Origin of the sequence: Virgibacillus alimentarius, assembly GCF_017874635.1 — a bacterium.
Classification (GTDB): domain Bacteria; phylum Bacillota; class Bacilli; order Bacillales; family Amphibacillaceae; genus Virgibacillus_B; species Virgibacillus_B alimentarius.
On sequence record NZ_JAGIKX010000023.1, the window covers coordinates 24,870 to 49,928 of the forward strand.

Consider the following 25,059-nt stretch of genomic DNA (forward strand, 5'->3'; position numbering starts at 1 on the left):
GGGAAATAGCAAAGTGTAAGTTATAAAGTAATCAAATCTTAGGAGCAATCTGTTGTGCTAGAAAGAAATACTGGCACTGCGGATTGCTTTTAATTATGCACAATACTGTAATGAAAATGTAATATTATTTAAATATTTACGTTTGATTGCCGTTAATTAGGGAATTAAAAATAAACGAAAAAGGAGTGACAAAATAATTGACACCTAGGAGGGAACATAAATGAACAATAAAAATGTGACCATTTACGTTAGTGATGGTTGTAATAAATGCAACGATTTATTGGCGCAACTGGATGAATGGAATGTATTTTACCAAATAAAGAATATTTCTAAGCAACGTGAGCATTTATACGAGCTCCAGAAATTAGGTATCTATGGAACACCTGCAACATTTATTGAAGGGGAATATAGAGCTATTTTAGGATTTCAAAAAAATAAAATAAGACAAGCTCTGAGTATAAAACAAAGCGGTTTTACGATAGAAGATTAACTTGAAAATAACACACCACCTTAGTTACATGCATAAAATAATATAGTTAAGAAAGAAAAAGGGGTGTGTACGTTGTATAATAGGAATTCATATCAATCCCTTTATTATCGACAGCAACCAGATTATCATGAAAATCCTTATTATTATAGCCCTGTCCCACCACAGCCCCCACCAGAGTACTATTACAGTATGAACATGCCGGCACATGGGCCAGGGTCGTTTCAAAAAACGCCTTTTGAACATTTTGCAAAACCACACCAACCAATCAATTGGTATCAAAATCAACACCAATTTGATGCAGGCCCAAATAATATGGGCACAGCGAATAGCCTTATAGCTTATTTTCAAGACGAAAACGGGCAAGTAGATTTTGATAAAATGTTTTCAACAGTTGGGCAACTGGCAAATACAGTCCAGCAAGTATCCCCACTTATCAAGCAATTTGGATCTTTGATCAAGAGTTTTAAATAAATAGCCGTTGATATGAAGAAGCTGAACAAATAAGTAAACATCAGCTTCTTTATTTATTCCAAAAATCGTACTGTTGGGGAGAAATTTAAAATGTGTGTTATTTTAAATTATAGCTTATGTTAAAAAAGGGAATAAGATAGGATACATACATATTTTTAGAAGGAGAATCCTTATGGTTGGGTGTTTAATTATACATGGTTTTACAGGAGGCCCTTATGAACTAGGCCCATTAACAGAGTATTTAAAAGAGCATACGAACTGGGATATAAAAGTCCCCGTATTACCAGGACACGGACGAATACTTGCGTTGAAAAACGTGTCCTATAAAAAGTGGATTAAAAAAGCTGAAGACGTGATGAAACAGCTAAAAAAGAAATATGATGAGATTTATGTAATCGGTTTTTCAATGGGGGGAATGATTGCTGCTTATCTGGCTGCTAAATACAATATAGACAAACTTGTTTTATTAGCCACATCCGGAAAATATTTATCTTTAGGACAAATCAGTCGTGACATTGGACTGGTAATTGCAGATGGTTGTAGAGGTAGACTTGGGGAAAACAAATTATATATTCATTACAAAAAGAAAATAGGGATGGTTCCATTTAGGGCAAATATCGAGTTTTTAAAATTAGTTCGATACACGAAGCCTTACTTGAAAAAGGTTGAGGCTCCGGTACTAATCGCTCAAGGCCAACAGGATGGGATGGTTCCAGCAAGAACCGCCTATTACTTGGATAAAGAAATTAATTCCGTACATAAAGAAGTTATTTTTTTCGACCGATCCAAGCATCTTATTTGCTTAGGAGATGATAAAGATACCTTGAACACAATGATTTTTAACTTCCTTGAAAAACCAAAAAGTAATATATAACAGGGGCTTGCTACTATATGAGCGGCCCCTTTTTGATTAGATATAATGATTTATCTTTTTCGTGCTATCGTAACTTTGGATTTACGAGAAGTGCTCACGACAAATAAAAATAATCCGAATATCACAATTGTGCCGCCTAACCACTGTGACCATGTTACTTGCTCGCCTAAAATAAAGTATGCAAGGATGGTAGCGCCGATAGGCTCAAAAACAATCCCCATTGATATTGTGGAAGTACTTAACCACCTTAAGGCCCAATTAAATAAAGAATGGCCTAAGAAAGTGGGCAATACTGCCAGGGCAAGAAAAATCCACCAATGGTTAGCAGGATACCCGAAAAAAGGATTTTGCAAGATGAAGTTATAGAGAATCAGTGTAATAGAGCTTATACCATATACGACAAACGTGTAGGGCATCAGCGATAATCTCCTTCTAACTTTTTGCCCTAATAAAAAGTAAGCAGTGACAGTTATAGCACCAAGCAACGCTAAAATATCGCCAAAAAATGCAGCGCCGCTTATTTGAAAGTCACCCCAGCTAATTATGATGCTGCCGAGCAAAGCAATGATCATACTAATAATAGCACCTGGGGAGAAGCGTTCTTTAAAAAAAATGTAGGTACCTAAAAAGGCGAAAATCGGCTGTAGCGTTACAAGCACGACGGAACTTGCCACAGAAGTATAATTTAAGGATTCAAACCAAAGAATAAAGTGGAAGGCTAAAAATATGCCAGCAAGGGCAGAAAAAAACCAATCTTTTTTGGAAATGAGCCGAAACTCATGTCTGTTATTTTTTATTATAAACGGCGCCATAATTATTACTGCAAACAATAAACGGTAGTTAGCAATAATTGCTGCCGGAGCACCATCAGCTAACTTTACGAGAACAGCTGATGTGGATACGGCTATAACGCCAATTACAACCGCTATATAAGGATTAAACGGAGGTAACCGCATAATACCCCTCCCTAGGAGTCATATCATTTTTGCCAATACAAACCATTTTATCATGGTATGACAAAAAAATCATTTTTGCAGTAGTAGAAATTACCATCGTATTTGTGTTATGATAAGATAGCTTTAATTCATGAGTTTTCCAGTCGAGGCCTCATCCATCATCGATCATGGAAGAAGCCTTTTTTATACTTTAAATAATAGAAAGTATAGGTCATAATTTTTCAAGAAAAAATGTGAAACATTATTCCGTTAAATATAGATATTGCTTGAGTTCTAGTATTAAGTATGCCTGTAAAATTATACGGCTCTTATAATTATTTCAACTCTAAAGTATAAATTGAAGGTTTCGAAAAGCCATAAAACTGGTCAGAAAAAGTGATAAATTTCAAGAAAAAAGGAGTAGACAAACAAGGTGACAACATTTAAAGAGCTTGGTATATCAAATCCCATTATGAAAGCATTAGAGAAAATGGGATTTGAGGAAGCGACGCCAATTCAAAAAGAAACGATTCCGCTTGCAATGCAAGGGAATGATGTGATCGGACAAGCGCAAACTGGAACAGGGAAAACTGCAGCGTTTGGGATCCCAATGATAGAAAAAATTGATCCGAAGCAAAGAAGGATTCAGGGGTTAGTAGTTGCTCCAACACGGGAACTTGCCATTCAAGTTTCAGAAGAGGTTCACCGGTTAGGTAAATTTAAAGGAATCCGCACATTACCCGTATACGGTGGACAGCATATGGAAAGACAAATTCGTTCCCTAAAAGAGGGACCTCAAATTGTAGTAGCAACACCAGGAAGATTACTTGACCATATGCGCAGAAAAACAATACGGACAGAACGAGTTCAAATAGCTGTCTTAGATGAAGCTGATGAAATGCTTAACATGGGCTTCATTGATGATATCCGCAATATTTTAAAAGGTATTCCTGAGGATAGGCAAACACTGTTATTCTCCGCAACAATGCCAAAGGAAATTCGTGATATTGCATCAAAATTGATGAAAGATCCAAAGGAAATTAAAGTAAAAGCAAAGGAAATGACAGTTGAGAATATTGATCAATACTTTATGGAAGTTCCAGAAAAGTATAAATTTGATACATTAACAAACCACTTGGATGTTAATGCGCCTGAGTTAGCTATTGTTTTCAGTAGAACGAAAAAACGTGTAGATGAAATAACCGAAGGATTACAGGCTAGAGGGTTTAAAGCAGAAGGTATTCATGGTGACTTAACACAAGGAAAACGGATGTCAGTACTAAATAAATTCAAGCACGGCCGTGTAGAAGTATTAGTTGCGACGGATGTTGCAGCTCGGGGTCTGGATATTTCCGGTGTTACGCATGTTTATAATTTTGATATTCCACAGGATCCAGAAAGTTATGTACATCGAATTGGACGCACAGGCAGAGCTGGTCGTACAGGAGAAGCCATCTCCTTTATAACTCCAAGAGAAATGGCACACTTGAAGTTAATTGAAAAAGTAACCAAAAGTAAAATGAAACGTATTATGCCTCCTACCAATCAGGATGCACAACGTGGACAACAGCGAATTGCTGTAGATAAACTTCTAAAAACAATCGAACAGAAGGATTTAAAGCAATATCATGAGACAGCCAACGAATTATTACAGAACCATGATTCAATTACGGTAATTGCTGCAGCGCTCAAAATGTTGACAAAGGAGCGTAAGAATACACCAGTCCGTATTTCTTCGGTAGCACCAATCAGTGTGAAAAAGGCTCAAAGAAGTAAAGATAATAAACGACGTCCGAATAATAAAAAAAGGTATCATGGAAAAAGAAATCAAGGCGGACGAAATCAAGGTGGCGGTCGTAACCGCAAGGGAAATTTCCAAAAACGAAGAAAACATGATTAACTAGTAGTAGAAAAGAGGCTAACTATTGACTTTATATAGTTAGCCTCTTAATTTTTTCTTTTTACAGGCAACATGGAAGATGAGTAGGTCATTATCATACATTGGAAAATTAATTGTACATCGTATAAAATCAGGACTGTGAAGATTTTTCCAGTATTAATCACAACGAATGATTGAGAAGACGCATTATATCCTAAAGATGGAGGAAGAATTATGAGAAAGCCCCCGATAAATAGAATTGCTACCAGTGCAATAAAGGCTTGGAGAATCACTGCTATAATATATGTAAGCATCCTTTGGCTTTTAGCGATCGCAGTTACGGTGTTATTTATTATTCTTGACGTACCAATTTGGTTCGTTTTTATCATAATTGCTATTTGCCTGCTAAGTACTTATGTATTTGTTTTCATATTCCCAAAGCTCCGGTGGAGTCGATGGCGTTATGAATTGTTTGAACAAGAGATCTATATTCAACATGGCATTTTAATTATGTCCAGAACACTGGTGCCGATGATACGCGTACAACACGTGGATACAAAACAAGGTCCTATTCTTAAAAAATTTCAATTGGCTAGTGTAACAATTTCAACAGCAGCTACAACACATGAAATACCTGCATTACGGATGGAGGACGCTTCTAATCTTCGAGATCAAATATCGGCGCTGGCAAGGGTGGATGAAGATGATGTCTAGCCAACGATTACACCCAATCACAATTGTCTTTACTGCAATAAAAACTATAAAGGACGCAATTATTCCAATAATTGCAATGTTTTTTGCATCATTTCAAAGAATTGCATCAACGTATATTTATCTCGGTGTAGCTATTTTTCTTATTCTATTGATTACATTTAGCATTTTATCGTGGTACCGCTTTTCTTATCGAGTCGAGAATGAAGAACTCAGGATCGAATATGGTATATTCATTCGTAACAAAAGATACATTTCTAAAAACCGGATACAATCGATTGATTTGACAGCTGGTGTCGTGCACCGTCTGTTCCGTTTAGTACAAGTTCAAATTGAAACGGCTGGAGGTGGAACTGATGCAGAGGCCTCCTTAAAAGCAGTTAAACGGGTTGATGGTGAACGGTTAAGAGAAGCACTTAAAATAACAGAAATACAGGTCCCCGTTCAAGCAGGGGAATCTATTAATCCTTCTAGACACGTAATGTTAAAAAACTTATTTATTGCCGGTTCAACGTCAGGAAGTGTCGGGGTAATTCTAGCCCTGTTTGCTTTTTCTTTTGCAAAAATAGAACAGTTTATACCAGATCGCATTTTTGAAAGTACAATTGAATGGCTCATTGGCTTAAGTATTCTCTTTCTTTTTGGATTAAGTCTTGTTATCTTACTTTTCTTATGGTTGCTTGGTATTGCGGGAACAATAATTAAATACGGGAATTTTACGATAAAGAAAAATAACGATGAACTCTTTATCACACGAGGGCTGCTTGAGAAAAAACAAATAACAATTCCGTTAAAAAGGATTCAGGCAGTAGGTATAGAAGAAAATTTGATTAGGCAACCACTTGGCTATGTTTCCATATTCGCAGAAATAGCGGGTGGCTCAATGGAAAAAGGAGAGGACTTTTCGACAATCTTATTTCCAATTATGAAAGCAAGTGAAGTGGATGAGTTTTTGCAGCAATTTCTTCCTGCTTATCGAGCGGAGTCTAATAAAGTTGCTCCACTGCCAAAACGTGCCGCGAAATTTTATTTGCTGCGTGTTTCCTCTTTATTTATTTTTGGTGTAATTGGAATGGCTTATTTCCTACCATCCTTTGTTTGGGTGGCCGTCGTCCTACTAGCTTTAAGTCTTTTATTAGGTTTTCTGCGTTATAGAGATGGCGGTTATCGATTAGAAGGAAAATGTTTAACTATACGATATCGTGGGATTAGTAGAAGAACAGTAAGTATGTATCAGAAACGGATACAGTCATTGGAGAAGAAGCAGCATAAGATTCAAAAGATACAAAAATTAGCTACCATGAAACTATCCATCATAGGTACGGGGGGATCAGGAAGACATTATGCATTAGAACATATGGATAACGAACAGGCGAATCGATTAGCTGGTTGGTATTCATTTCGTAATGAGAAGCCGAAAGACAAAAAATAAGGAGGATGAGGTGGCAGGCTCACCCTCCTTACCTAGAGTCTTAAATAAATATAGTGCTGTGGTCGTTGTGGGGACCAAAAACATAAAAGTTCGGACAGCACCGGTCATCAGAATTAGGTATATTCAACTCGGATTACTTTTGAACACCGTTATTTTATGGATTTAATCTGCTCCAAAGTCCAAGTATTACAAGGATGATTAAAACCCCCCATAAAATACGAGATTTTATTCGCTTTGGTATGCGTTTTTTCTTCCAGCGATCCGGATTAAACTGGATGGAATCGTCATTTTGAACACGCCGGTTTTGCCAAATAGAAAAGGGTTGCGCATTGTTTAGTAAAAGGGAAGCAAGACCAAAACCGCCAATAAATCCAAAAAGATGTGCATAAACATTGATACCAGGACGTAAAACGGTCATGATCCCACCAATAATTGAAATGATGATGACGATTTGTGCACTTCCTGGATCGATGAGATGTTTACGGAGTACAACCATAAAAATATACATTCCAAGCAGTCCATAGACTGCTCCGGAAGCTCCAACATGTACATAGAATGCTGTAGGGGCAATCAGATAGGTAGCAAGATTTCCTATTAGACCCGCCCCCACATAAGCAATAATGAACTTTATTTTACCAATCATTTGTTCCAGAGCTGGCCCAAATAAGACCAATGCGAATGAATTAAATAATGCATGCATGAGACCGCCATGGAGAAACACTGATGTGAGTAAACGCCAGTATTCACCGTTATGGATCGAGATATTATGGCCAGCACCCCACTGAAATAATTGATTACCTAATGGTAGTTGTAAAAAGTCAATCATAACCCACAGGGAAAGATTAATGATTACTAATCCAGAAACTATCGGATAGTAGTGGACAAATTCTTTTATACTTCTCTCTGTACGAATAAACATCCTTTTCCTCCCTCTAATTATTTTAGACAGAAATGAATGCGGGTAATATGATTATAATAGTTGACATTTATTAGTATGAACATTATTAGGTTACTAAAAACTAACCCAAAAAGAAAGGTAGACGCCCAATGATCAAAGGTATTGGACTCGATATAATTGAAATGCAGCGTATTAAAAAAAGTATGGCTAGACAGGAGCGATTTGTCAATCGGATTTTAACTGAAAATGAAAAAAAGATTTTTAATAAGCTCCTAAATAAGCGCAGGAAGATAGAGTTTCTAGCAGGAAGATTTGCTGCAAAAGAAGCATTTGCAAAGGCAGCTGGATGTGGTATTGGTAAATTAAGTTTTCAACATATTGAAGTGTTACATAGAAAAAATAATGCTCCGTTGCTAAGAGTAAAAGGATATGAAGCAGATCATATTTTTATCTCCATTACGCACAGCAAAGATTATGCTGCTGCTCAGGTAATCATCGAAGAACATAATTAATAAAGCTGCTAGTGGTTTAGGAATGTTAAATATTTTTCACAGCAGGAACTTAAGCGTTTGAATGAAGTTTGCCTGCATAATTAACAAGGTTGTCTCATATTATTTTAGTGCGGGTAGGAGGGAACAATTTGTATATTGTCACCGCTAAAGAAATGTACGATATTGATCATTACACAATAGAAAAAGTTGGAATTGATGGGAAGTTATTAATGGAAAATGCGGGAAGGGAGATAGCCAGAAAAGTTGAAGCAAAAGTAAATGAAGCAACAGACAAAATGATCGTTTTTGCAGGTGCTGGTAACAACGGCGGAGATGGATTTGTAATTGCAAGGACATTGCTGAATCGACAGTATGACGTCTCTATTATGCAAGTTGTACCGAATGAAAAAATAACCGGAGATGCGTTCTTCCATAAGCAGTTATTTGTTAATTGCGGAGGATCGGTATCTTTAATAGCGGGAGAGAAAGAGATAGCTAATCTTGTAAGAAATGCAGATATTATTGTTGATGCAATGGTAGGGATAGGGGTTAAAGGAATATTAAGAGAGCCTATTGCTACAATTGCTTCTATTATAAATAAGGAAGCAAAGGCCATAATATCTGTCGACATCCCGTCAGGGCTTCCAGCTGATGAGGGAATAAGCGATTTCAAATCTGTCCAAGCTGATTACACCATTGTTATTGGTGCACCAAAAATAAGCTTATTTTTACAGCATACTGCGCCCTTTTATGGAAAATGGGACCTTATTTCTATCGGTTTCCCATTATTCGCCTTTCAAAAATATGCACATAGATACGTGGTAAAAACAGAGCATTTTCAAAAAACATTGCCAAAACGAAGTCCATATTCCCATAAAGGAAGCTTTGGAAGAGGTTTAGTTGTAGGAGGTAGTCAGGAGATGCCTGGCTCACTCGTAATGGCCGTGAAGGCTGCTTTGAAGTCAGGGGCAGGCCTAGTCACGGCCGGTACAATAAAAAGTGTCATTGAGACGATTGCTTCGGAATGTATTGAAGCAACTTATCTGCCATTATCAGAAATGAATGGTTATTTGGATAATGATAGTCAGATTTTACTTGATAAATATGATGCAATAGCGATTGGTATTGGAATGGGACGAATGGATGAAACTGGCATACTAGTACGAAAAATTGCTAAGGAAGCAAATTGTCCCGTCGTAATTGATGCGGATGGCTTATACCATATTAAAGACTGTCTTACTATGCTCGAGAAAAGGACACCCCCTACGATCGTGACGCCACATCCAGGCGAAATGGCAATGCTTTTAAATATTCCAGTTCCAGAGCTTCTAAAAGCTCCGTTTACATACACCTTAGACTTTGCTAAGAAGTACCGTGTGTATGTCGTGCTTAAAGGAACGTATACGATTATAACTGCACCAAATGGAAAACAAGCCGTAAGTTTAGCGGGTAATCCTGGATTAGCAAAGGGCGGAAGCGGAGATGTACTGACCGGTATTATATTAGCTATGACGATGCAAGATCAATCGATTTTTCAAGGAATCTGTAATGCTTGTTTTATTCATGGAACTGCTGCTGATATGCTAGTTGAAGAAATGCATTCCTATTACGATCTAATGGCATCTGATGTTATTGAAGGTATTTCAAAAGTGTATCGTACATTTTCTTAAAGCTTAAAAGGTGATAATGTTCCCACGGTCCCAGATTCAAGATATAAAAGCGTGAAGTTAAAATGAATCGAAATTATTTTAATGGAATTCGCTTTTAAATTGGAAATGAGACAAGGGAGATATGTCCATGAAGAAAAAAATAGGTATCTGGATAGCAGTTGTATTCGGTCTTATTCTACTATCGGCTTGTGGCGAAAAGTCCCAAGAGGATGTAGTGGAGAAATTAGATGAAAAGCTTGAAGAAATGGACGGATATAAAGCAAAAGCCGATATGAAAATGAAGACAGGCAAAGAGGATCAGGATTACAAGTTGGATATTTGGCATAAGAAAAAGGATTTTTACAAGGTAGCTCTAAATAGCCAGGCTGATGAGAAGGGCAGTCAGGTTATTTTAAAAAATGAAGATGGAGTTTTTGTTTTGACACCTGCTTTAGATAAAAGTTTTAAATTCCAAACAGATTGGCCGGAAAATAGCAGCCAGCCTTATCTATTTCAGTCGTTGGTAAAAGATGTAAAGGAAGATCCTGAAGCTGAGTTTGAAGCAAATGATACGCATTATATTTTCAAAACAAAGACAAATTACCAAAGCAATAACAACTTACCATTTCAAGAAATCCATTTTAATAAAAAAACGTATACTCCTGATTTAGTAAAAGTTCTGGATAAAGATAAGCAGGCTTTGGTCGAAGTGAAATTTTCTGAATTTGACACGAAACCTAGCTTTAAAAAAGATGACTTTGAGATGAAAAAAGATGAGTCAAGCAACAATACCGATGAGGCAGTTTCAAAAACAAAAGGAGAAACTGATCAACCACTATCTGTTGTTTTTCCAGAAAATATATCTGGCGCTGAACTAGAAGAAAAGAAAGAAGTAAATTTAGAAAATGGGGAACGTGTAATTCTATCTTATAGTGGAGAAAAGGATTTCACTTTAATTCAAGAAAAAATGGATACTGCCCCAACAATTGCATCCCCTCAAGAAGTTAAAGGAGATATTGTAAACTTGGGGCAGAGTATCGGAGCACTCTCTGAAAACACACTTGAATGGACCCATAATGGTGTAGATTATTATCTAGCTAGTGAGGATTTAACGAAAGAGGAACTAATTGAAGTGGCTCAATCCGTTCAAGGAAAAGAAGTGAAGTAAATTGACAACAAGTAGGCAGACTCATAAAGAGAAGGGGTCTGCTTTTTATTGCATTTCCTTATAAAATTAATTGACAGCTTCAGGGGAAAAGGAAATAATATAACAAGAGAATCTAAGAAATATTCAAAATCCCATCAATCATATAGAGCGTATGCAAGTGAGTGAAAGGAGTTATCTGATTGTGGTACAAAATTTTTTCAGAGAAACATGGGCAGAGATCGACTTGGATGCAATCGGATATAATATTGAACAAATGCAGCAAAGTTTACCGGATAAGAGCAATATTATTGCGGTGGTAAAAGCTAATGCATATGGACATGGGGCGGTTCAAATTGCAAAAAAGGCCCTACAATGCGGTGCGAAGGCATTAGCAGTAGCGTTGATGGAAGAAGCAACGGAATTGCGTGATGCTGGTATTGCTGCACCAATATTAGTATTTGGAAGAGTTTCACCTAAAGCCGCTCTTTTAGCAGCGGAAAATGATATTACCGTGACAACTTTTCAAAAAGAGTGGATTCAAGAAGTAAGTAATTATACATTTTCTAAAAAATTAAAGGTTAATATAGAAATAGACACGGGGATGGCAAGAGTAGGTCTTCGTAGAGAGGAAGAGTTAATACAGCTGCTAGAAACAATAAGAGAAAATCCTAACATTCAGCTTACAGGGGTATATACTCACTTTGCAACAGCTGATGAAGAAAACTTAAATTATTTTCATGAACAACAGGAACGTTTTGAACGCCTATTAAACATATTTAATCGTCTTTGGAAAAGACCTGTCTCCATTCATATAGGGAACAGCGCCGCTTCCATTCGTTTTCCAAATAAAATGTACCATTATATAAGATATGGTATCGCAATGTATGGCATGTATCCTTCTAAAACCGTAAAACAAGAGAAATCCATATCGTTAAAGCAAGCATTTTCCCTCAGGAGTCAGTTAATTCATGTGAAACAGATTGAGGCAGGGGAATCCATTAGCTACGGGGCGACCTATAAAGCAAAAAGGAACGAATGGATAGGTACGATACCAATTGGTTATGGAGATGGCTGGATTCGCAAATTACAAGGTGCAGAAGTGTTGGTTGGAGGAAAAAGGATGCCAATTGTTGGACGTGTTTGCATGGACCAAACAATGATTCTTTTAGATAAGAAATACCCTATAGGTACCCCAGTAACTTTAATCGGAGAGCAAAATGGCGCTTCCATCAAGATGGATGAGATCGCTGATTATTTAGGAACGATTAATTATGAGATACCTTGTATGATAAATCAGCGGGTCCCACGAGTTTATATAAATGAATAAAAAATTTATACTTATACTTGTGGTTAAGATGGTAAAGGTATTTACTGGTAAGTAATAAAGAATTAAATAATGAATATGTTAAAAATAGGGCAAAATGGAATATATATTTATAATTGGAAATAATATATACCACAGTATAAAAAGTTAAATGTGAACAAGAGTATGATTCTCAAAAAATTATTACAAGCCTTTGCAAAGCACCGTATTCAATGATATTATTGTTTATGAATTTCATAAATGGTCGTTCAACAGTTTGCGGAGGTGTATGGTTTGTCAGAAAGCTTACAAGAAGTTTTAGTAAGATTACCTAAAAACCTGTTAAATGAGGTGGATGGATTAATGAAGCATGAAAATAGCAATTTAAGTGACTTCATATGTCAGGCAACGAGGAACTATTTAGAATACAAAAAAGATGAGCACATTCGACAGTTTCATAAAACCATGCAAAAAGGTTATGAAGAAATGGCAGGTATAAATCTAACAATTGCTTCGGAAGCTTTTCAGGCTGAAGAGGAGGCTGAAACCACTTTAGAGCGCTCAGTGATCGGGGTGTAGCGATTTGATCGTTCAAAGAGGCGAAGTGTATTTCGCCGACTTATCCCCTGTAGTTGGGTCAGAACAGGGGGGCATACGCCCTGTATTGATCCTGCAAAATGATATTGGTAATAGGTTTAGCCCAACTGTGATCGTAGCAGCAATCACAGCCCAAATTCAAAAGGCTAAACTACCAACTCATGTCGAAATCAATGCAAAAAAATATGGTTTCGACCGTAATTCTGTTATATTGCTGGAGCAAATTAGAACATTAGATAAACAGCGATTAACAGATAAAATTACAAAAGTAGACAATGAAATGATGAAAAAAATAGATCGAGCAGTAGAAATAAGCCTCGGTCTTAAGGATATGTATGACCATTAGTAAGCCCCTTTGTTAAACAAATAACGCTGGGGTTTTTTTAGTGTTCAAAAATTTAACCTTCTTCTCTGGTTGAGTATGTTACAATAATTAAAAAAGAAAAAATAGTAAAGATTTGCATAATATAGGTCAATGTGCCAAAATACAACAAATTCAAACAATTATTTGGAGGAAGCAGATGGATAGTCAATTTAAAAAAATAGTTCTAGAAAATAGTGATACAATTGTTCGAATGTGGGTGGAGGAAGTTAACGCCTTAAAAGATGCAAATTATACATCTAGTATTTCCGAAGAGTTATTTGACAGCACGAATCGTGAATTCGTAAACGTGATTTTTACAAGGATTAAAAATGTAGAGCCTGCAGAAACGCTAGAAGACTTTGCTGAAAAACTAATTAATTTAGGTTGGCCGCTAAGTTATATTACCGACGGGCTTCAAGTATTCAGACGAGTAACGGTGGATTTCATTCTTAGTCAATCGGAAAAGGTAGATTCAAATCATATTTCTTTAGTTCTGCAAAGTGTAGATAAATGGGTCGAACCATTGATTCGTCAATTAGTAAACGAATATTCCGGCAACTGGGAGAATGTCGTTTCATTGCAGCGATTAGCTTTACAAGAATTATCTGCTCCGCTTATACCAGTAATGGAGAATATAACAATTATGCCGTTAATTGGCACGATCGATACGGAACGTGCAAAATTTATTATGGAAAACTTGCTTGAAGGTGTGATTCGTCATAATTCAGAGGTTGTTTTAATGGATATTACCGGAGTTCCTGTTGTAGATACCATGGTTGCCCATCATATTATTCAGGCGGCTGAAGCCGTTCGATTAATTGGAGCAAAATGCATCCTCGTTGGAATCCGTCCAGAAATTGCCCAAACAATTGTGAATCTAGGAATTGATCTTAGTCAATTCCCGACAAAAAGCTCATTGCGTAAAGGTTTTACAACCGCTTTAGAAATTACAAATCGAAAAATAGTCGACCTTGATACCAAAGTGGATAATCTCGAAAACATGATCAATTCATTACACAGGGAGTGAAAGTATGCGTATACCTATTCTCAAACTGTATAATTATCTATTAATTTCAATCCAAACCGAAATAGATGATCAAACAGCGATACAATTTCAAGAGGATTTGCTGGATAAAATTCATAAAAGTGGAACATCAGGAGTTGTTAATGATTTAACCTCTGTTGAAATCATTGACTCATTCATTGCTAAGGTTTTAGGTGATGTTGTTACAATGTCAGATTTAATGGGGGCGAAAGTAGTTTTAACTGGAATTCAACCTGCAGTTGCAATGACCTTGGTCGATCTGGGGATACATTTAACTGGTGTGGCAACAGCACTAGATTTAGAGCAAGGTTTAATTAAACTACATCAGGAATTGGGGGAATAGTTAATGGGAACCCAATCCTGTATAAACATTCAAAAAGAGTGGGATATTGTTGGTGCACGTCAACTTGGTCGGGATATTGCGAAGAAGATTGGATTCGGTACGGTAGACCAAGCCCGTATAGCAACAGCAGTCTCCGAGTTAGCTCGTAATATATATTTATATGCCGATAGCGGCAAAGTTTGCTTTGAAGCGATTGAGACTATAGACAAAAAGGGCATAAGCATGATTGCTATTGATAGTGGGCCAGGAATAAGTGATATAAGTCTGGTTATGCAGGACGGCTATTCCACGTCAAGAGGACTGGGAGCAGGTCTTCCGGGTGTAAAACGTCTCATGGATGAATTTGATCTAATATCTGAAAAAGAACAGGGTACAGAAGTAAAAACAATTAAATGGTTACGGTAAAAATATACTAGCCGTAGATAAAAGGGGGTATATTCGTGGGTAATGTGATTGATTTAGATGCAAAGAATTATAAAAGCTTATTGAAAAATTATATTGAGACACAAGATGAAAAATTTTTGTATCGAGCAGAGCAAATAAGCAAATCATTTCTTAAGAATAATATTTTACCAGAGGAAATAGTTAATTTGCATATGCAAGCATTGGACGAATTATACCCAAGTTTATCAGGGGAATTTCAACGTTCCATGAACTTTTTATTGGAGACAATGATTTCTTATGGTTTGGCACACCAAGAGTTTCAAACATTAAGAGAGGAGCAATTAGCATTAAAATCCCAAATAGCTGTTGCAGCTAGTATGCAAGATACATTATTGGCAACCTCAAAACCCAATATTGAAGGATTGGATATTGGTGTAATAAGTGTGCCTGCAAATCAAATGAACGGAGATTATCATCATTTTATTGAAAGCAACGATGGTTCAATTGGCATTGCTTTAGCGGATGTAATTGGAAAAGGTGTACCCGCAGCATTGTGTATGTCGATGATTAAGTATTCCATGGACAGTTTTCCAGAAAACGCGATGCAGCCGAAGTCAATCCTGGAGAATTTAAATCGAGTAGTGGAACGGAATGTAGATCCAAGTATGTTTATTACGATGTTCTACGCACAATATCAGCCAAAAGATAACAAGCTCCACTATGCTTCAGCAGGGCATGAACCTGGATTTTATTACAATGCTAAACGAGACAAATTTGAAGAAATTGAAGCAAAAGGGTTAGTATTGGGTGTCTCATTAGATGCTAAATATCATCAATATAATTTATATATAAATAAAGACGACATGATCATTTTACTAACAGATGGAGTTACTGAGTGCAGACAAGGTGAACGTTTTATTGAAAGAGAAGAAGTCCTTAACGTTATTCGGGATCATGCTCATTTGTCAGCGCAGGAAATGGTTGATCGCGTATACAAATATTTTCAACGCCTGCAAAATTTTCAATTAAGAGATGATTTTACGTTAATAATCTTGCGAAAAGATGTTTAATTCGCCATTCAAACGGGTAAAAAATTTTAACGCACTCATGAATCAGAAATCCATTTATTTTGTTATAAATGATTGTTAGCTAGCCTCAAATAGTCAAAATGCATTGTTTAGGAGGATGTTCATGAATTTGGATATTAATGTTACGAATTTAAATGATAAATCAACTTGTGCTGTTGCTGGAGAAATTGATATATATACAGCTCCAAAGTTGAAGGAAGCAATTCTTCCATTAACAAAACAAAAAGGACAGTTAGTGGAAGTAGATTTAGAAAATGTCAGTTATATGGATAGTACCGGATTAGGAGTCTTTATTAGCGCATTAAAATCTACAAAAGAAAATGATAGTCAATTGAAACTAGTAAACTTACAAGATCGTGTACTACGTTTGTTTAACATAACAGGACTGAATGAGATTATGGACTTAAATTCAACTATTCATGGGGGGAAGTGAGCGATGGAGCCATTTGATTTTATCGAGATGAAGTTTCCTGCAAAAGCAGATTATGTAAGTGTTGCCCGATTAAGTACAGCTGGGATTGCTAATAGAATAGGATTTTCATATGAAGATATTGAGGATTTAAAGATAGCGATATCAGAGGCTATAACAAATACTGTCACACATGCTTATGATGGAGCAGAACAAGGGGAAGTCACTATTGGCTTTGGTATTTATGAGGATCGATTAGAAGTAATGGTTGCAGATCACGGCGGAAGCTTTAACTTGAAAGAAATTAAAGGTGGAATTGGACCATATAAAAACACAGAACCAATTGAAAACTTACGCGAAGGTGGGTTTGGTCTCTTTTTAATTAATGCGTTAATGGATAAAGTAGAGATTAATAGCAATCATGGCGTAATTGTATTAATGACTAAATATTTAGGTGAAACTGAGGTGGGGTTTAATGACCAAATCTCAACCACGCAATAAAGGACAAGACGAGGTTTACGATTGGATTAACTATTTACAGAAAGACCCAAGAGATGAAGAAATCCAAGAAAGGATAGTTCTGTTTTATAAGGAGCTTGTAGAATCACTCGCAAGGAAATATTCAAAAAACAGCAGCATTCAAGAAGATCTTGTACAAGTTGGGATGATCGGTTTATTAGCGGCAGTTAGGAGATTCGACTCTACATTTGGTAAATCTTTTGAGTCGTTTGCTATTCCAACTATTATTGGAGAAATTAAGCGATTTATTCGAGATAAAACGTGGAGTGTTCATGTTCCGCGCCGTATTAAAGAAATGGGGCCTAAAATTAAAAAAGCTGTGAATGAGCTTACGAATGAAAACCAGCAATCGCCTACAATATGCGAAATAGCAAACTACTTAAGAGTATCAGAAGAGGAAGTTCTAGAAACGATGGAAATGGGGAGAAGCTATAAGGCACTTTCTGTAGATCGGAAAATTGAAGCCGATTCTGATGGCAGTACAGTTGCTATTTTAGATCTTGTGGGAAATAAGGAAGATGGTTATGATAACATTGATGATAAAATGTTGCTAGAAAAGATTCTTCCTGTTTTATCTGATCGGGAACAACAAATATTAAAAGCTACGTATTTTGATAATATGAGTCAGAAGGAAACAGGAAAGCTGTTAGGCATTTCTCAAATGCATGTGTCTCGGTTACAACGCCGTGCTTTAAGGAAGCTTCGTGAAACTATCCAATCTGAGAGCGCGGAGGTTTTTGATTGAATATGACAGACAGAACGGTACAAGTTTCTATTTATCAAAAAGCAAAAAAGAATAATTACTATTGTGGAGATAGCTTTTTTTATGCAGAATCAGAAAATGAATTTATTTGTGCCCTAGCAGATGGTTTAGGTAGCGGAGAATTTGCGAAAGAATCATCAGAGATTGTTATTGATATTATTAGAAATAATATTCACACCACTGTGGAACAATTAATTATGAAGAGTAATAAAAAATTAATGGGCAAACGGGGAGTCGTTTTAGGCATTTTGAAAATTAATTTCAAAGAACAAAGCTATTCCTTTTCATCCATTGGCAATATAGGTATTATGACAGTCAGAAAGGGTCAGAAAAGAAAGCGTAATATCCCAAATTCCGGTTATTTGGCGGGATATCATAGACCATTTAAAGTAGTACAGGAAAAACTGGAAGCGAATATGAATTTTATTATGTTCTCAGATGGTGTATTGGATAAAGATTTAGCACGAAATTATTTTTTTTACTCAGATGTTCAGGAAATCACAAAAGCTTTTGCAGCAAATGATGGTGGGACAAGGGAGGACGATACAACATTAATAGCATTAAAGTATAATGGGCGCTAAAAGGGCTGTACACTGTGTCAGTCTTTTTTTTATTCTTTTATCAAATAGGAAAAAGGAAATTTTTTTGATAAAATAGCTTTACACGTAAGTGATGGTTCAAAACGATTTTGGACATGTACTAAAGGAGGAACAACTAAATTGGAAGCGAATATTAACCAATGGGTTGCCAAAGAATCCAAAGTAAATACGAATATTGTAGAAAAAGTGATAACACTAATTAATGAGGGAAATACAGTCCCATTCATTGCTCGTTATCGTAAAGAGATGACTGGGGGATTAGACGAAGTACAAATTAAACTTATTCAGGATAAATGGCAGTATGCTGTAAATCTTGCCGAACGCAAAGAAGAAGTTATTCGCTTGATTAGCGAACAAGGCAAATTGTCAGAAGAACTGGAACATGAAATTAAAGCTGCAACCCAATTACAACGCGTAGAGGATTTATATCGTCCATACAAACAAAAACGACGCACAAGAGCAACCATCGCAAAAGAAAAAGGGCTGGAACCATTAGCAGAGCAGATTTGGTTACAAGATATTTCCGATATCTCACTTGAAGCTGAGAAATACTTAAATGAAGATAATAAATTACATAAAATTGATGATGTTTTAGCAGGTGTAAATGATATTATTGCAGAATGGATTTCAGATGATCCAGGGTTTCGCGATTTTATAAGGGAAGAAACATTCAAAAGAGGAATGATTCATACAGAGGCAAAAGATAAAGAAAAAGACGAAAAAAGTGTTTATGAAATGTATTATGACTATAACGAAGCGGTTCGTTCCATGGTTTCTCATCGTATTTTAGCAATAAACCGCGGAGAAAAAGAGGAAGTTTTAAAAGTTGTTATTGAACCACCTCTAAATCGTATTATAGAATATTTACAGAATAAGATAATTGATAATCATGCAAATGGAAAATGCGTTGAAATCTTGCAAGGTGCAATCGAAGACGGATACAAGCGTCTTATTCAACCATCCATCGAACGTGAATTACGTAATCTTTTAACAGAAAAAGCAGAAACACATGCGATAGACATTTTTTCCAAGAACCTGAAAAACTTATTGCTTCAGCCGCCACTAAAAGGGAAAACAGTGTTGGGAGTGGACCCAGCTTTTCGTACTGGGTGCAAGCTAGCTATTGTAGATGAAACAGGGAAAATGCATGGAGTTAGTGTGATGTATCCAAATGCCCCTAAAAATGACAAGGTTGGAGCAGAAAAAGTGGTTATGGAGTTTATCAACACCTATCAAATTGAATTAATCGCTATCGGCAATGGGACAGCATCACGGGAAACAGAGCAATTTATATCTGAAGTGATAACTAAAAATCAATTAAGTATTCCTTATATCATTGTTAATGAAGCAGGAGCCAGTGTTTATTCTGCATCTAAATTGGCACGTGAAGAGTTCCCTGACCTGCAAGTTGAAGAAAGAAGTGCAGCCTCTATTGCTCGCCGAGTACAAGATCCCCTTGCAGAACTGGTGAAAATTGATCCTAAATCAATCGGCGTTGGTCAATACCAACATGATGTAAGCCAGAAAGCATTAAATGAATCATTATCATTTGTTGTAGAAACTGCAGTGAATCAGGTTGGTGTCAATGTAAACACAGCTTCTTCATCACTTCTGGAACATGTTGCTGGCTTGAGTAAAACTGTTGCTAACAACATTGTAAATGAGCGAAATGACTCAGGTAAATTTGTTAACAGAAAGCAACTTAAAAAGATTCCGAGACTGGGTGCTAAAACGTATGAACAGGGAATAGGATTTTTACGTATTTTGGATGGAGAAAACCCATTAGACCGAACACCTATTCATCCTGAAAGTTATAAACATACAGAAAATCTTTTAAAAATGCTTGGCTGTGAATTGGGCGATATTGGGACAGACAAACTTCGCAAGCAACTGAATGAAATAGATAAACAAGAGATAGCTGAAAAATTGGAGATAGGTTTACCAACTTTAGTCGATATCATGCGTGCACTAAGTCGTCCGGAACGTGATCCCCGCGATGATCTCCCTGCTCCTTTATTAAAACAAAATGTAATAAATATGGAAGATTTAAAACCAGGTATGGAGTTGCAGGGTACCGTTAGAAATGTTGTAGACTTTGGCGTATTTATTGATATAGGAGTAAAACAAGATGGTTTGGTGCATATTTCTAAAATGGCAGACAAATTTGTAAAACACCCTATGGATATTGTTTCAGTAGGTGATGTTGTCACGGTATGGGTGGAGAATGTTGATGTAAATAAAGGAAGAATTTCCTTGTCTATGGTTGAACATAAGGACAGCAAAAAGAATGCCCAATAGAAAAAGACTGTCAACAAAAGTATAAAAGAAACTGTACCTAAACACGAAATATTTAGGTACAGTTCAGCTTTTTGGGGCAGTCTTTTTTATTTAGAAGTCTCAGCTTCACTTGCAGCTTCTACTTCACTCATTGTAATGCCAAGTGCTTTTGCTACACCTTCCCCATATGCAGGGTCAGCTTTGTAGCAATGTTCAATGTGGCGAATTTTAATATGTTTCTCAACGCCTTCCATCTCACGAGCAGTATTTCCAAACAACCGTTCTTTTTCTTCATCATTCATAAGATTGAATAGACGGCCCGGCTGCTCGAAATAGTTGTCATCATCTTCTCTAAAGTTCCAGCGGTCGCCATCACCATGGATGGGAAGCGCCGGCTCTTTATGTTCGGCTTGTTCTTGCCATTCACCATAACTGTTTGGTCCATAGCCAATTCTGCTTCCATGGTTATTATCAACTCTCATAGCTCCATCACGATGATAACTGTGGAATGGACATTTTGGCTGGTTTACTGGAATTTGGTGATGATTCACACCAAGACGATAACGCTGAGCGTCTCCATAAGAAAACAATCTACCCTGCAGCATTTTATCCGGTGAGAAACTGATTCCAGGGACGACATTCGCAGGTGTAAAGGCAGCTTGCTCTACTTCTGCAAAATAGTTTTCAGGATTTCGGTTTAATTCCATTTCCCCAACTTCAATAAGTGGAAAATCCTTTTTATACCAAACCTTTGTAAGATCAAATGGGTTATATGGCATGTTATTCGCTTGCTCTTCTGTCATTACCTGAATGTACATTTTCCACTTAGGGAAATTACCTTTTCCTATGTTCTCATATAGATCATTCTGGTGACTCTCTCTATCTTTTCCGATCAGTTCCTCTGCTTCCTGGTCGGTTAGATTTTCAATCCCTTGCTGTGAGCGCATGTGGAACTTGATCCATACACGTTCGTTGTCATCATTAATCATACTAAATGTATGGCTTCCAAAACCGTGCATGGTCCGATATGATTTCGGAATTCCACGATCACTCATAACAACTGTTACTTGATGCAAAGCTTCAGGAAGTGATGTCCAAAAATCCCATTTATTATTTGCACTTCTCATATTTGTTCGAGGATCACGTTTTACTGCGTGGTTAAGATCTGGGAAAATAAGTGGGTCCCTATGGAAGAATACAGGAGTATTATTGCCGACAAGATCCCAATTTCCTTCCTCTGTATAAAAACGTAATGCGAAGCCACGTATATCTCGTTCTGCATCTGCTGCTCCGCGCTCCCCTGCTACAGTCGAAAATCGAGCAAACATGTCCGTTTTTTTTCCGACTTCTGAAAATATTTTCGCTTTTGTATATTTTGTTATGTCGTTTGTTACTGTAAATGTACCATAAGCACCTGACCCCTTAGCGTGCATTCTACGTTCAGGAATAACTTCTCTGTCAAAGTGAGCTAATTTTTCAAGGAACCAAACATCTTCCAGCAACATTGGCCCTCTAGCACCCGCGGTCTTTGAATTTTGATAGTCACTAACTGGAGCACCAGCCGCAGTAGTTAACCTGTTTGTATTTTTTTTATTTTCACTCATTGGCGAAAACTCCTCCCCTTCATTTGATTATCAAATTCTATATCTAATTATAATGCAAACATTATAAAAGTCAATATTTAATTATAATTATTTTAAATAAACCATTAAAGTATGTATGTAAACGAATAAGCGGTATTTTCTATTAACTACTAATTGAATATATGCTAGAATAATTAATAATATTAATGAGAAAAAACAGGAAAAACGATAAATGAATATACGAGGGAGAAGGATCTTTAAATGGACCTGCTAAATGATGAAAAATCTTTATGGTATTTTGTTAATGAGATATCAAAAAAGCACTTTCAAAAACCTTTTCAACATGATGTAAAGTTCAATAACCGGCTTAGGACAACTGGCGGTCGCTATATTCCTGCTCAAAAAAAGATCGAATTGAATCCGAAATATGTAATTGAATTGGATGTGAATGAGTTCATCGGCATTATTAAACATGAACTATGTCATTATCATTTACATATAGAAGGGAAGGGGTATAGGCATGGTGATAAAGAATTTAAAGACCTATTAAAGCGTACACGTTCACCGAGACACTGCCGTCCATTGCCATCTAATATAAATAATTATAACCATCGATATAGATGTGAACGTTGCAACGGTATATATAAGAGGATTCGGCGAGTAGATGTAAAAAAATATAGATGCGGGAAATGTAATGGGAAGTTAACAATTATGAAATATTGAATGAAGTTTTTTTAAAGACTAAAAGGTTATTTATAGAATTAAATTGAATGTAACTCAAACTAATATTAATCATTTAATGATATATTGTTTGCTTATAAGCAAAATAAACATTACAACATAATTATGTTAAAGTTAATCTTTAATAGAATTTACTGCTCAGTTATTAATAAAATTTATTTTTGGGTTTTTATTGACGAAATTTGCTATACGTGTTAAATTAAATAGGTCCTTGTGAGGCAAACGCCTCTAAAGAAAAATAAAATCAAAAAGATGTTGACAATGATATGGAATTGTTGTAATATATAAAACGTTGCAATTATATATGACGTTTTTCAGCAACATTAAACACAAGTGGATATTATTAAAGGTTTATTGATATCATTCCACAGTAGCTCAGCGGTAGAGCTATCGGCTGTTAACCGATCGGTCGTAGGTTCGAATCCTACCTGTGGAGCCAGTTGGAGAAGTACTCAAGTGGCTGAAGAGGCGCCCCTGCTAAGGGTGTAGGTCGTGAAAACGGCGCGAGGGTTCAAATCCCTCCTTCTCCGCCATTAACATCTGGCCCGTTGGTCAAGCGGTTAAGACACCGCCCTTTCACGGCGGTAACACGGGTTCGAATCCCGTACGGGTCATTCCTTCATATTTTAAACTATATACAATTCCTTTAAATTTAATAGGGTCCGGTAGTTCAGTTGGTTAGAATGCCTGCCTGTCACGCAGGAGGTCGCGGGTTCGAGTCCCGTCCGGACCGCCACTTTGTTGGGCTGTAGCCAAGCGGTAAGGCATCGGGTTTTGATCCCGTGTAGCCTAGGTTCGAATCCTAGCAGCCCAGCCATTTTTATTTGGGTGATAACTTTGAATAGTTTATATATATTGGGGATGCAATAATTCACGAGCCATTAGCTCAGTCGGTAGAGCAACGAGTAAAGCTCCCGCCGGATCAGCTGCGAGTAACCCCGAAGCACCTAACCTTCTTGAATAAGCTAGAAGATGCAGGGGTCACCAAGATAAACGCTCATACAAATTAGGATAACTACAATGCAGGAGCCATTAGCTCAGTCGGTAGAGCATCTGACTTTTAATCAGAGGGTCGGAGGTTCGAATCCTCCATGGCTCACCATAAGTTTTGAGAAATAACTACAATAATCTAATTTGAAGAACATGATTCAAATGGATGGAAAATAAATCGCTTTTACTTTGATATGCGGTCGTGGCGGAATGGCAGACGCGCTAGGTTGAGGGCCTAGTGGAGGTAACTCCTTGGAGGTTCAAGTCCTCTCGACCGCACTCAATGAAATGAAGTGTGCGGTATGCAGTATTGTGTTCTCTAAGCGCCCGTAGCTCAATTGGATAGAGTGTCTGACTACGGATCAGAAGGTTAGGGGTTCGACTCCTCTCGGGCGCGCCATTTATAACGGGAAGTAGCTCAGCTTGGTAGAGCACATGGTTTGGGACCATGGGGTCGCAGGTTCAAATCCTGTCTTCCCGACCACCGAAAATATATTTAACTTTATTATATAACCGTTAATCGTCTTTATGTGCGGGTGTAGTTTAGTGGTAAAACCTCAGCCTTCCAAGCTGATGATGTGGGTTCGATTCCCATCACCCGCTCCATTCAATCCACGGGCCTGTAGCTCAGTTGGTCAGAGCGCACGCCTGATAAGCGTGAGGTCGGTGGTTCGAGTCCGCCCAGGCCCATTTACCCCGGTAGGAGGGGCGCACTATCTCTGGATGGTCAACACAAAAATCATTTAAAAAAGTTGTTGACTTCAATGAGATAACATGATATATTAATAAAGTCGCCATTTTGAACGGCGAAGCACAATTTGCTCTTTGAAAACTGAACAAAACAACCAGTATGTCAAGAATATAGATGATAGCTTGTGGTTGTGGATGCAGATCAACTGATCTAAATTCATGAATACAATCTGATTATCTACATGCAAGAAGTAAAGCTAAGACATTTGTAGAATTGATTGGTGTCAATTTTACACAAACTTTTATGGAGAGTTTGATCTTGGCTCAGGACGAACGCTGGCGGCGTGCCTAATACATGCAAGTCGAGCGCGGGAAGCAAATCGATCC

25 protein-coding genes, 11 tRNA genes and 1 rRNA gene are annotated in these 25,059 nt (G+C 37.1%); 34 read left to right on the forward strand and 3 right to left on the reverse strand.

Annotated features, from left to right (window positions below; translation table 11 throughout):
* Positions 1 to 220 precede the first annotated feature (220 nt).
* From J2Z81_RS11240 to J2Z81_RS11250, 3 genes are all read left to right on the forward strand, one after another.
* A complete protein-coding gene (locus J2Z81_RS11240; RefSeq protein WP_226371374.1) occupies positions 221 to 490 on the forward strand; it encodes a glutaredoxin family protein in 270 nt (89 codons plus the stop codon).
* Positions 491 to 562: 72 nt separating this feature from the next.
* On the forward strand, positions 563 to 961 hold the full coding sequence (locus J2Z81_RS11245; protein WP_226371375.1) for a YppG family protein: 399 nt from the start codon (positions 563 to 565) through the stop codon (positions 959 to 961).
* A gap of 172 nt (positions 962 to 1,133) precedes the next feature.
* A complete protein-coding gene (locus J2Z81_RS11250) occupies positions 1,134 to 1,835 on the forward strand; it encodes an alpha/beta hydrolase (RefSeq protein ID WP_029267234.1) in 702 nt (233 codons plus the stop codon).
* Between the two features lie 50 nt (positions 1,836 to 1,885).
* On the opposite strand, the gene J2Z81_RS11255 is transcribed toward J2Z81_RS11250, so the two are convergent.
* Positions 1,886 to 2,791, reverse strand: coding sequence for a DMT family transporter (locus J2Z81_RS11255; protein WP_029267235.1), 906 nt, complete (start codon positions 2,789 to 2,791; stop codon positions 1,886 to 1,888).
* Positions 2,792 to 3,203: 412 nt separating this feature from the next.
* On the opposite strand from J2Z81_RS11255, the gene J2Z81_RS11260 reads away from it, so the two are divergent.
* The 3 genes from J2Z81_RS11260 (at position 3,204) to J2Z81_RS11270 (ending at position 6,792) form a co-directional block, all read left to right on the forward strand.
* Complete coding sequence (locus J2Z81_RS11260) at positions 3,204 to 4,670, forward strand: DEAD/DEAH box helicase (protein WP_319023838.1); 1,467 nt, start codon at positions 3,204 to 3,206, stop codon at positions 4,668 to 4,670.
* Positions 4,671 to 4,883: 213 nt separating this feature from the next.
* Positions 4,884 to 5,363 (forward strand): PH domain-containing protein, encoded by a 480-nt coding sequence (locus tag J2Z81_RS11265; RefSeq protein ID WP_029267237.1) that lies wholly within the window; start codon positions 4,884 to 4,886, stop codon positions 5,361 to 5,363.
* Positions 5,356 to 6,792: a PH domain-containing protein gene (locus J2Z81_RS11270; RefSeq protein ID WP_226374302.1), complete on the forward strand. Its 1,437-nt coding sequence runs from the start codon at positions 5,356 to 5,358 to the stop codon at positions 6,790 to 6,792. Before J2Z81_RS11265 ends, J2Z81_RS11270 begins: the two co-directional genes overlap by 8 nt.
* 154 nt (positions 6,793 to 6,946) lie before the next feature.
* On the opposite strand, the gene J2Z81_RS11275 is transcribed toward J2Z81_RS11270, so the two are convergent.
* On the reverse strand, positions 6,947 to 7,711 hold the full coding sequence (locus tag J2Z81_RS11275) for a rhomboid family intramembrane serine protease (protein ID WP_226371376.1): 765 nt from the start codon (positions 7,709 to 7,711) through the stop codon (positions 6,947 to 6,949).
* 128 nt (positions 7,712 to 7,839) lie between these two features.
* Between J2Z81_RS11275 and acpS the strand changes: the two genes are divergently transcribed.
* From acpS to J2Z81_RS11350, 15 genes are all read left to right on the forward strand, one after another.
* Positions 7,840 to 8,202, forward strand: a complete 363-nt coding sequence (gene acpS, locus J2Z81_RS11280; RefSeq protein WP_029267240.1) for a holo-ACP synthase — start codon at positions 7,840 to 7,842, stop codon at positions 8,200 to 8,202.
* A 128-nt stretch (positions 8,203 to 8,330) separates the two neighbouring features.
* Positions 8,331 to 9,851, forward strand: a complete 1,521-nt coding sequence (locus J2Z81_RS11285) for an NAD(P)H-hydrate dehydratase (protein WP_226371377.1) — start codon at positions 8,331 to 8,333, stop codon at positions 9,849 to 9,851.
* A 127-nt stretch (positions 9,852 to 9,978) separates the two neighbouring features.
* Positions 9,979 to 10,998: a LolA family protein gene (locus J2Z81_RS11290; protein WP_226371378.1), complete on the forward strand. Its 1,020-nt coding sequence runs from the start codon at positions 9,979 to 9,981 to the stop codon at positions 10,996 to 10,998.
* Between the two features lie 181 nt (positions 10,999 to 11,179).
* A complete protein-coding gene (gene alr, locus J2Z81_RS11295) occupies positions 11,180 to 12,304 on the forward strand; it encodes an alanine racemase (RefSeq protein WP_029267245.1) in 1,125 nt (374 codons plus the stop codon).
* A 270-nt stretch (positions 12,305 to 12,574) separates the two neighbouring features.
* Positions 12,575 to 12,859, forward strand: coding sequence for a CopG family ribbon-helix-helix protein (locus tag J2Z81_RS11300; protein WP_029267247.1), 285 nt, complete (start codon positions 12,575 to 12,577; stop codon positions 12,857 to 12,859).
* Between the two features lie 4 nt (positions 12,860 to 12,863).
* Positions 12,864 to 13,223, forward strand: a complete 360-nt coding sequence (locus J2Z81_RS11305) for a type II toxin-antitoxin system PemK/MazF family toxin (RefSeq protein ID WP_029267249.1) — start codon at positions 12,864 to 12,866, stop codon at positions 13,221 to 13,223.
* Between the two features lie 175 nt (positions 13,224 to 13,398).
* The gene (locus tag J2Z81_RS11310; protein ID WP_029267251.1) at positions 13,399 to 14,268 is read left to right on the forward strand and encodes an RsbT co-antagonist protein RsbRA; all 870 of its coding nucleotides are present in this window, start codon (positions 13,399 to 13,401) and stop codon (positions 14,266 to 14,268) included.
* A 4-nt stretch (positions 14,269 to 14,272) separates the two neighbouring features.
* Positions 14,273 to 14,629 (forward strand): STAS domain-containing protein, encoded by a 357-nt coding sequence (locus J2Z81_RS11315; protein WP_226371379.1) that lies wholly within the window; start codon positions 14,273 to 14,275, stop codon positions 14,627 to 14,629.
* A gap of 3 nt (positions 14,630 to 14,632) precedes the next feature.
* Positions 14,633 to 15,034, forward strand: a complete 402-nt coding sequence (locus J2Z81_RS11320) for an anti-sigma regulatory factor (protein WP_029267254.1) — start codon at positions 14,633 to 14,635, stop codon at positions 15,032 to 15,034.
* 35 nt (positions 15,035 to 15,069) lie between these two features.
* The gene (locus J2Z81_RS11325; protein WP_226371380.1) at positions 15,070 to 16,083 is read left to right on the forward strand and encodes a PP2C family protein-serine/threonine phosphatase; all 1,014 of its coding nucleotides are present in this window, start codon (positions 15,070 to 15,072) and stop codon (positions 16,081 to 16,083) included.
* A 121-nt stretch (positions 16,084 to 16,204) separates the two neighbouring features.
* Positions 16,205 to 16,534, forward strand: a complete 330-nt coding sequence (locus J2Z81_RS11330; RefSeq protein ID WP_029267258.1) for an STAS domain-containing protein — start codon at positions 16,205 to 16,207, stop codon at positions 16,532 to 16,534.
* 3 nt (positions 16,535 to 16,537) lie between these two features.
* On the forward strand, positions 16,538 to 17,011 hold the full coding sequence (gene rsbW, locus J2Z81_RS11335; RefSeq protein WP_029267260.1) for an anti-sigma B factor RsbW: 474 nt from the start codon (positions 16,538 to 16,540) through the stop codon (positions 17,009 to 17,011).
* A complete protein-coding gene (sigB, locus tag J2Z81_RS11340) occupies positions 16,986 to 17,774 on the forward strand; it encodes an RNA polymerase sigma factor SigB (RefSeq protein ID WP_029267262.1) in 789 nt (262 codons plus the stop codon). The genes rsbW and sigB overlap by 26 nt, the downstream gene beginning before the upstream one ends.
* 2 nt (positions 17,775 to 17,776) lie before the next feature.
* Positions 17,777 to 18,373: a protein phosphatase 2C domain-containing protein gene (locus J2Z81_RS11345; protein WP_029267264.1), complete on the forward strand. Its 597-nt coding sequence runs from the start codon at positions 17,777 to 17,779 to the stop codon at positions 18,371 to 18,373.
* 138 nt (positions 18,374 to 18,511) lie between these two features.
* A complete protein-coding gene (locus tag J2Z81_RS11350; RefSeq protein WP_226371381.1) occupies positions 18,512 to 20,689 on the forward strand; it encodes a Tex family protein in 2,178 nt (725 codons plus the stop codon).
* Positions 20,690 to 20,775: 86 nt separating this feature from the next.
* On the opposite strand, the gene J2Z81_RS11355 is transcribed toward J2Z81_RS11350, so the two are convergent.
* Positions 20,776 to 22,272, reverse strand: coding sequence for a catalase (locus J2Z81_RS11355; RefSeq protein WP_029267268.1), 1,497 nt, complete (start codon positions 22,270 to 22,272; stop codon positions 20,776 to 20,778).
* A 240-nt stretch (positions 22,273 to 22,512) separates the two neighbouring features.
* Here J2Z81_RS11355 and J2Z81_RS11360 point away from each other — a divergent pair, with 240 nt between their 5' ends.
* From J2Z81_RS11360 to J2Z81_RS11420, 13 genes are all read left to right on the forward strand, one after another.
* Positions 22,513 to 22,974, forward strand: coding sequence for a SprT family protein (locus tag J2Z81_RS11360; RefSeq protein ID WP_029267270.1), 462 nt, complete (start codon positions 22,513 to 22,515; stop codon positions 22,972 to 22,974).
* A 382-nt stretch (positions 22,975 to 23,356) separates the two neighbouring features.
* Positions 23,357 to 23,431 (forward strand) — tRNA-Asn (locus J2Z81_RS11365).
* 3 nt (positions 23,432 to 23,434) lie between these two features.
* Positions 23,435 to 23,525 (forward strand) — tRNA-Ser (locus J2Z81_RS11370).
* Positions 23,526 to 23,534: 9 nt separating this feature from the next.
* Positions 23,535 to 23,606: transfer RNA gene (locus J2Z81_RS11375), tRNA-Glu, on the forward strand.
* A 45-nt stretch (positions 23,607 to 23,651) separates the two neighbouring features.
* Positions 23,652 to 23,728: transfer RNA gene (locus J2Z81_RS11380), tRNA-Asp, on the forward strand.
* Positions 23,729 to 23,734: 6 nt separating this feature from the next.
* Positions 23,735 to 23,809, forward strand: a tRNA-Gln gene (locus tag J2Z81_RS11385).
* Positions 23,810 to 24,018: 209 nt separating this feature from the next.
* Positions 24,019 to 24,094, forward strand: a tRNA-Lys gene (locus J2Z81_RS11390).
* Positions 24,095 to 24,178: 84 nt separating this feature from the next.
* A tRNA-Leu gene (locus J2Z81_RS11395) sits at positions 24,179 to 24,261 on the forward strand.
* Between the two features lie 44 nt (positions 24,262 to 24,305).
* A tRNA-Arg gene (locus J2Z81_RS11400) sits at positions 24,306 to 24,382 on the forward strand.
* Between the two features lie 7 nt (positions 24,383 to 24,389).
* Positions 24,390 to 24,466: transfer RNA gene (locus J2Z81_RS11405), tRNA-Pro, on the forward strand.
* A 48-nt stretch (positions 24,467 to 24,514) separates the two neighbouring features.
* A tRNA-Gly gene (locus J2Z81_RS11410) sits at positions 24,515 to 24,588 on the forward strand.
* Positions 24,589 to 24,598: 10 nt separating this feature from the next.
* Positions 24,599 to 24,672, forward strand: a tRNA-Ile gene (locus tag J2Z81_RS11415).
* Between the two features lie 301 nt (positions 24,673 to 24,973).
* Positions 24,974 to 25,059, forward strand: a 16S ribosomal RNA gene (locus J2Z81_RS11420); the annotation flags it as partial.

Bases quoted from the DNA above. Each gene is read 5' to 3' on its own strand.
- J2Z81_RS11240 (WP_226371374.1), top strand. From the start codon at position 221: ATGAACAATAAAAATGTGACCATTTACGTTAGTGATGGTTGTAATAAA.
- J2Z81_RS11250 (WP_029267234.1), top strand. From the start codon at position 1,134: ATGGTTGGGTGTTTAATTATACATGGTTTTACAGGAGGCCCTTATGAA.
- J2Z81_RS11255 (WP_029267235.1), bottom strand. From the start codon at position 2,791: ATGCGGTTACCTCCGTTTAATCCTTATATAGCGGTTGTAATTGGCGTT.
- J2Z81_RS11265 (WP_029267237.1), top strand. From the start codon at position 4,884: ATGAGAAAGCCCCCGATAAATAGAATTGCTACCAGTGCAATAAAGGCT.
- J2Z81_RS11270 (WP_226374302.1), top strand. From the start codon at position 5,356: ATGTCTAGCCAACGATTACACCCAATCACAATTGTCTTTACTGCAATA.
- J2Z81_RS11275 (WP_226371376.1), bottom strand. From the start codon at position 7,711: ATGTTTATTCGTACAGAGAGAAGTATAAAAGAATTTGTCCACTACTAT.
- acpS (WP_029267240.1), top strand. From the start codon at position 7,840: ATGATCAAAGGTATTGGACTCGATATAATTGAAATGCAGCGTATTAAA.
- J2Z81_RS11290 (WP_226371378.1), top strand. From the start codon at position 9,979: ATGAAGAAAAAAATAGGTATCTGGATAGCAGTTGTATTCGGTCTTATT.
- J2Z81_RS11310 (WP_029267251.1), top strand. From the start codon at position 13,399: ATGGATAGTCAATTTAAAAAAATAGTTCTAGAAAATAGTGATACAATT.
- J2Z81_RS11315 (WP_226371379.1), top strand. From the start codon at position 14,273: ATGCGTATACCTATTCTCAAACTGTATAATTATCTATTAATTTCAATC.
- J2Z81_RS11320 (WP_029267254.1), top strand. From the start codon at position 14,633: ATGGGAACCCAATCCTGTATAAACATTCAAAAAGAGTGGGATATTGTT.
- J2Z81_RS11330 (WP_029267258.1), top strand. From the start codon at position 16,205: ATGAATTTGGATATTAATGTTACGAATTTAAATGATAAATCAACTTGT.
- rsbW (WP_029267260.1), top strand. From the start codon at position 16,538: ATGGAGCCATTTGATTTTATCGAGATGAAGTTTCCTGCAAAAGCAGAT.
- sigB (WP_029267262.1), top strand. From the start codon at position 16,986: ATGACCAAATCTCAACCACGCAATAAAGGACAAGACGAGGTTTACGAT.
- J2Z81_RS11345 (WP_029267264.1), top strand. From the start codon at position 17,777: ATGACAGACAGAACGGTACAAGTTTCTATTTATCAAAAAGCAAAAAAG.
- J2Z81_RS11355 (WP_029267268.1), bottom strand. From the start codon at position 22,272: ATGAGTGAAAATAAAAAAAATACAAACAGGTTAACTACTGCGGCTGGT.
- J2Z81_RS11360 (WP_029267270.1), top strand. From the start codon at position 22,513: ATGGACCTGCTAAATGATGAAAAATCTTTATGGTATTTTGTTAATGAG.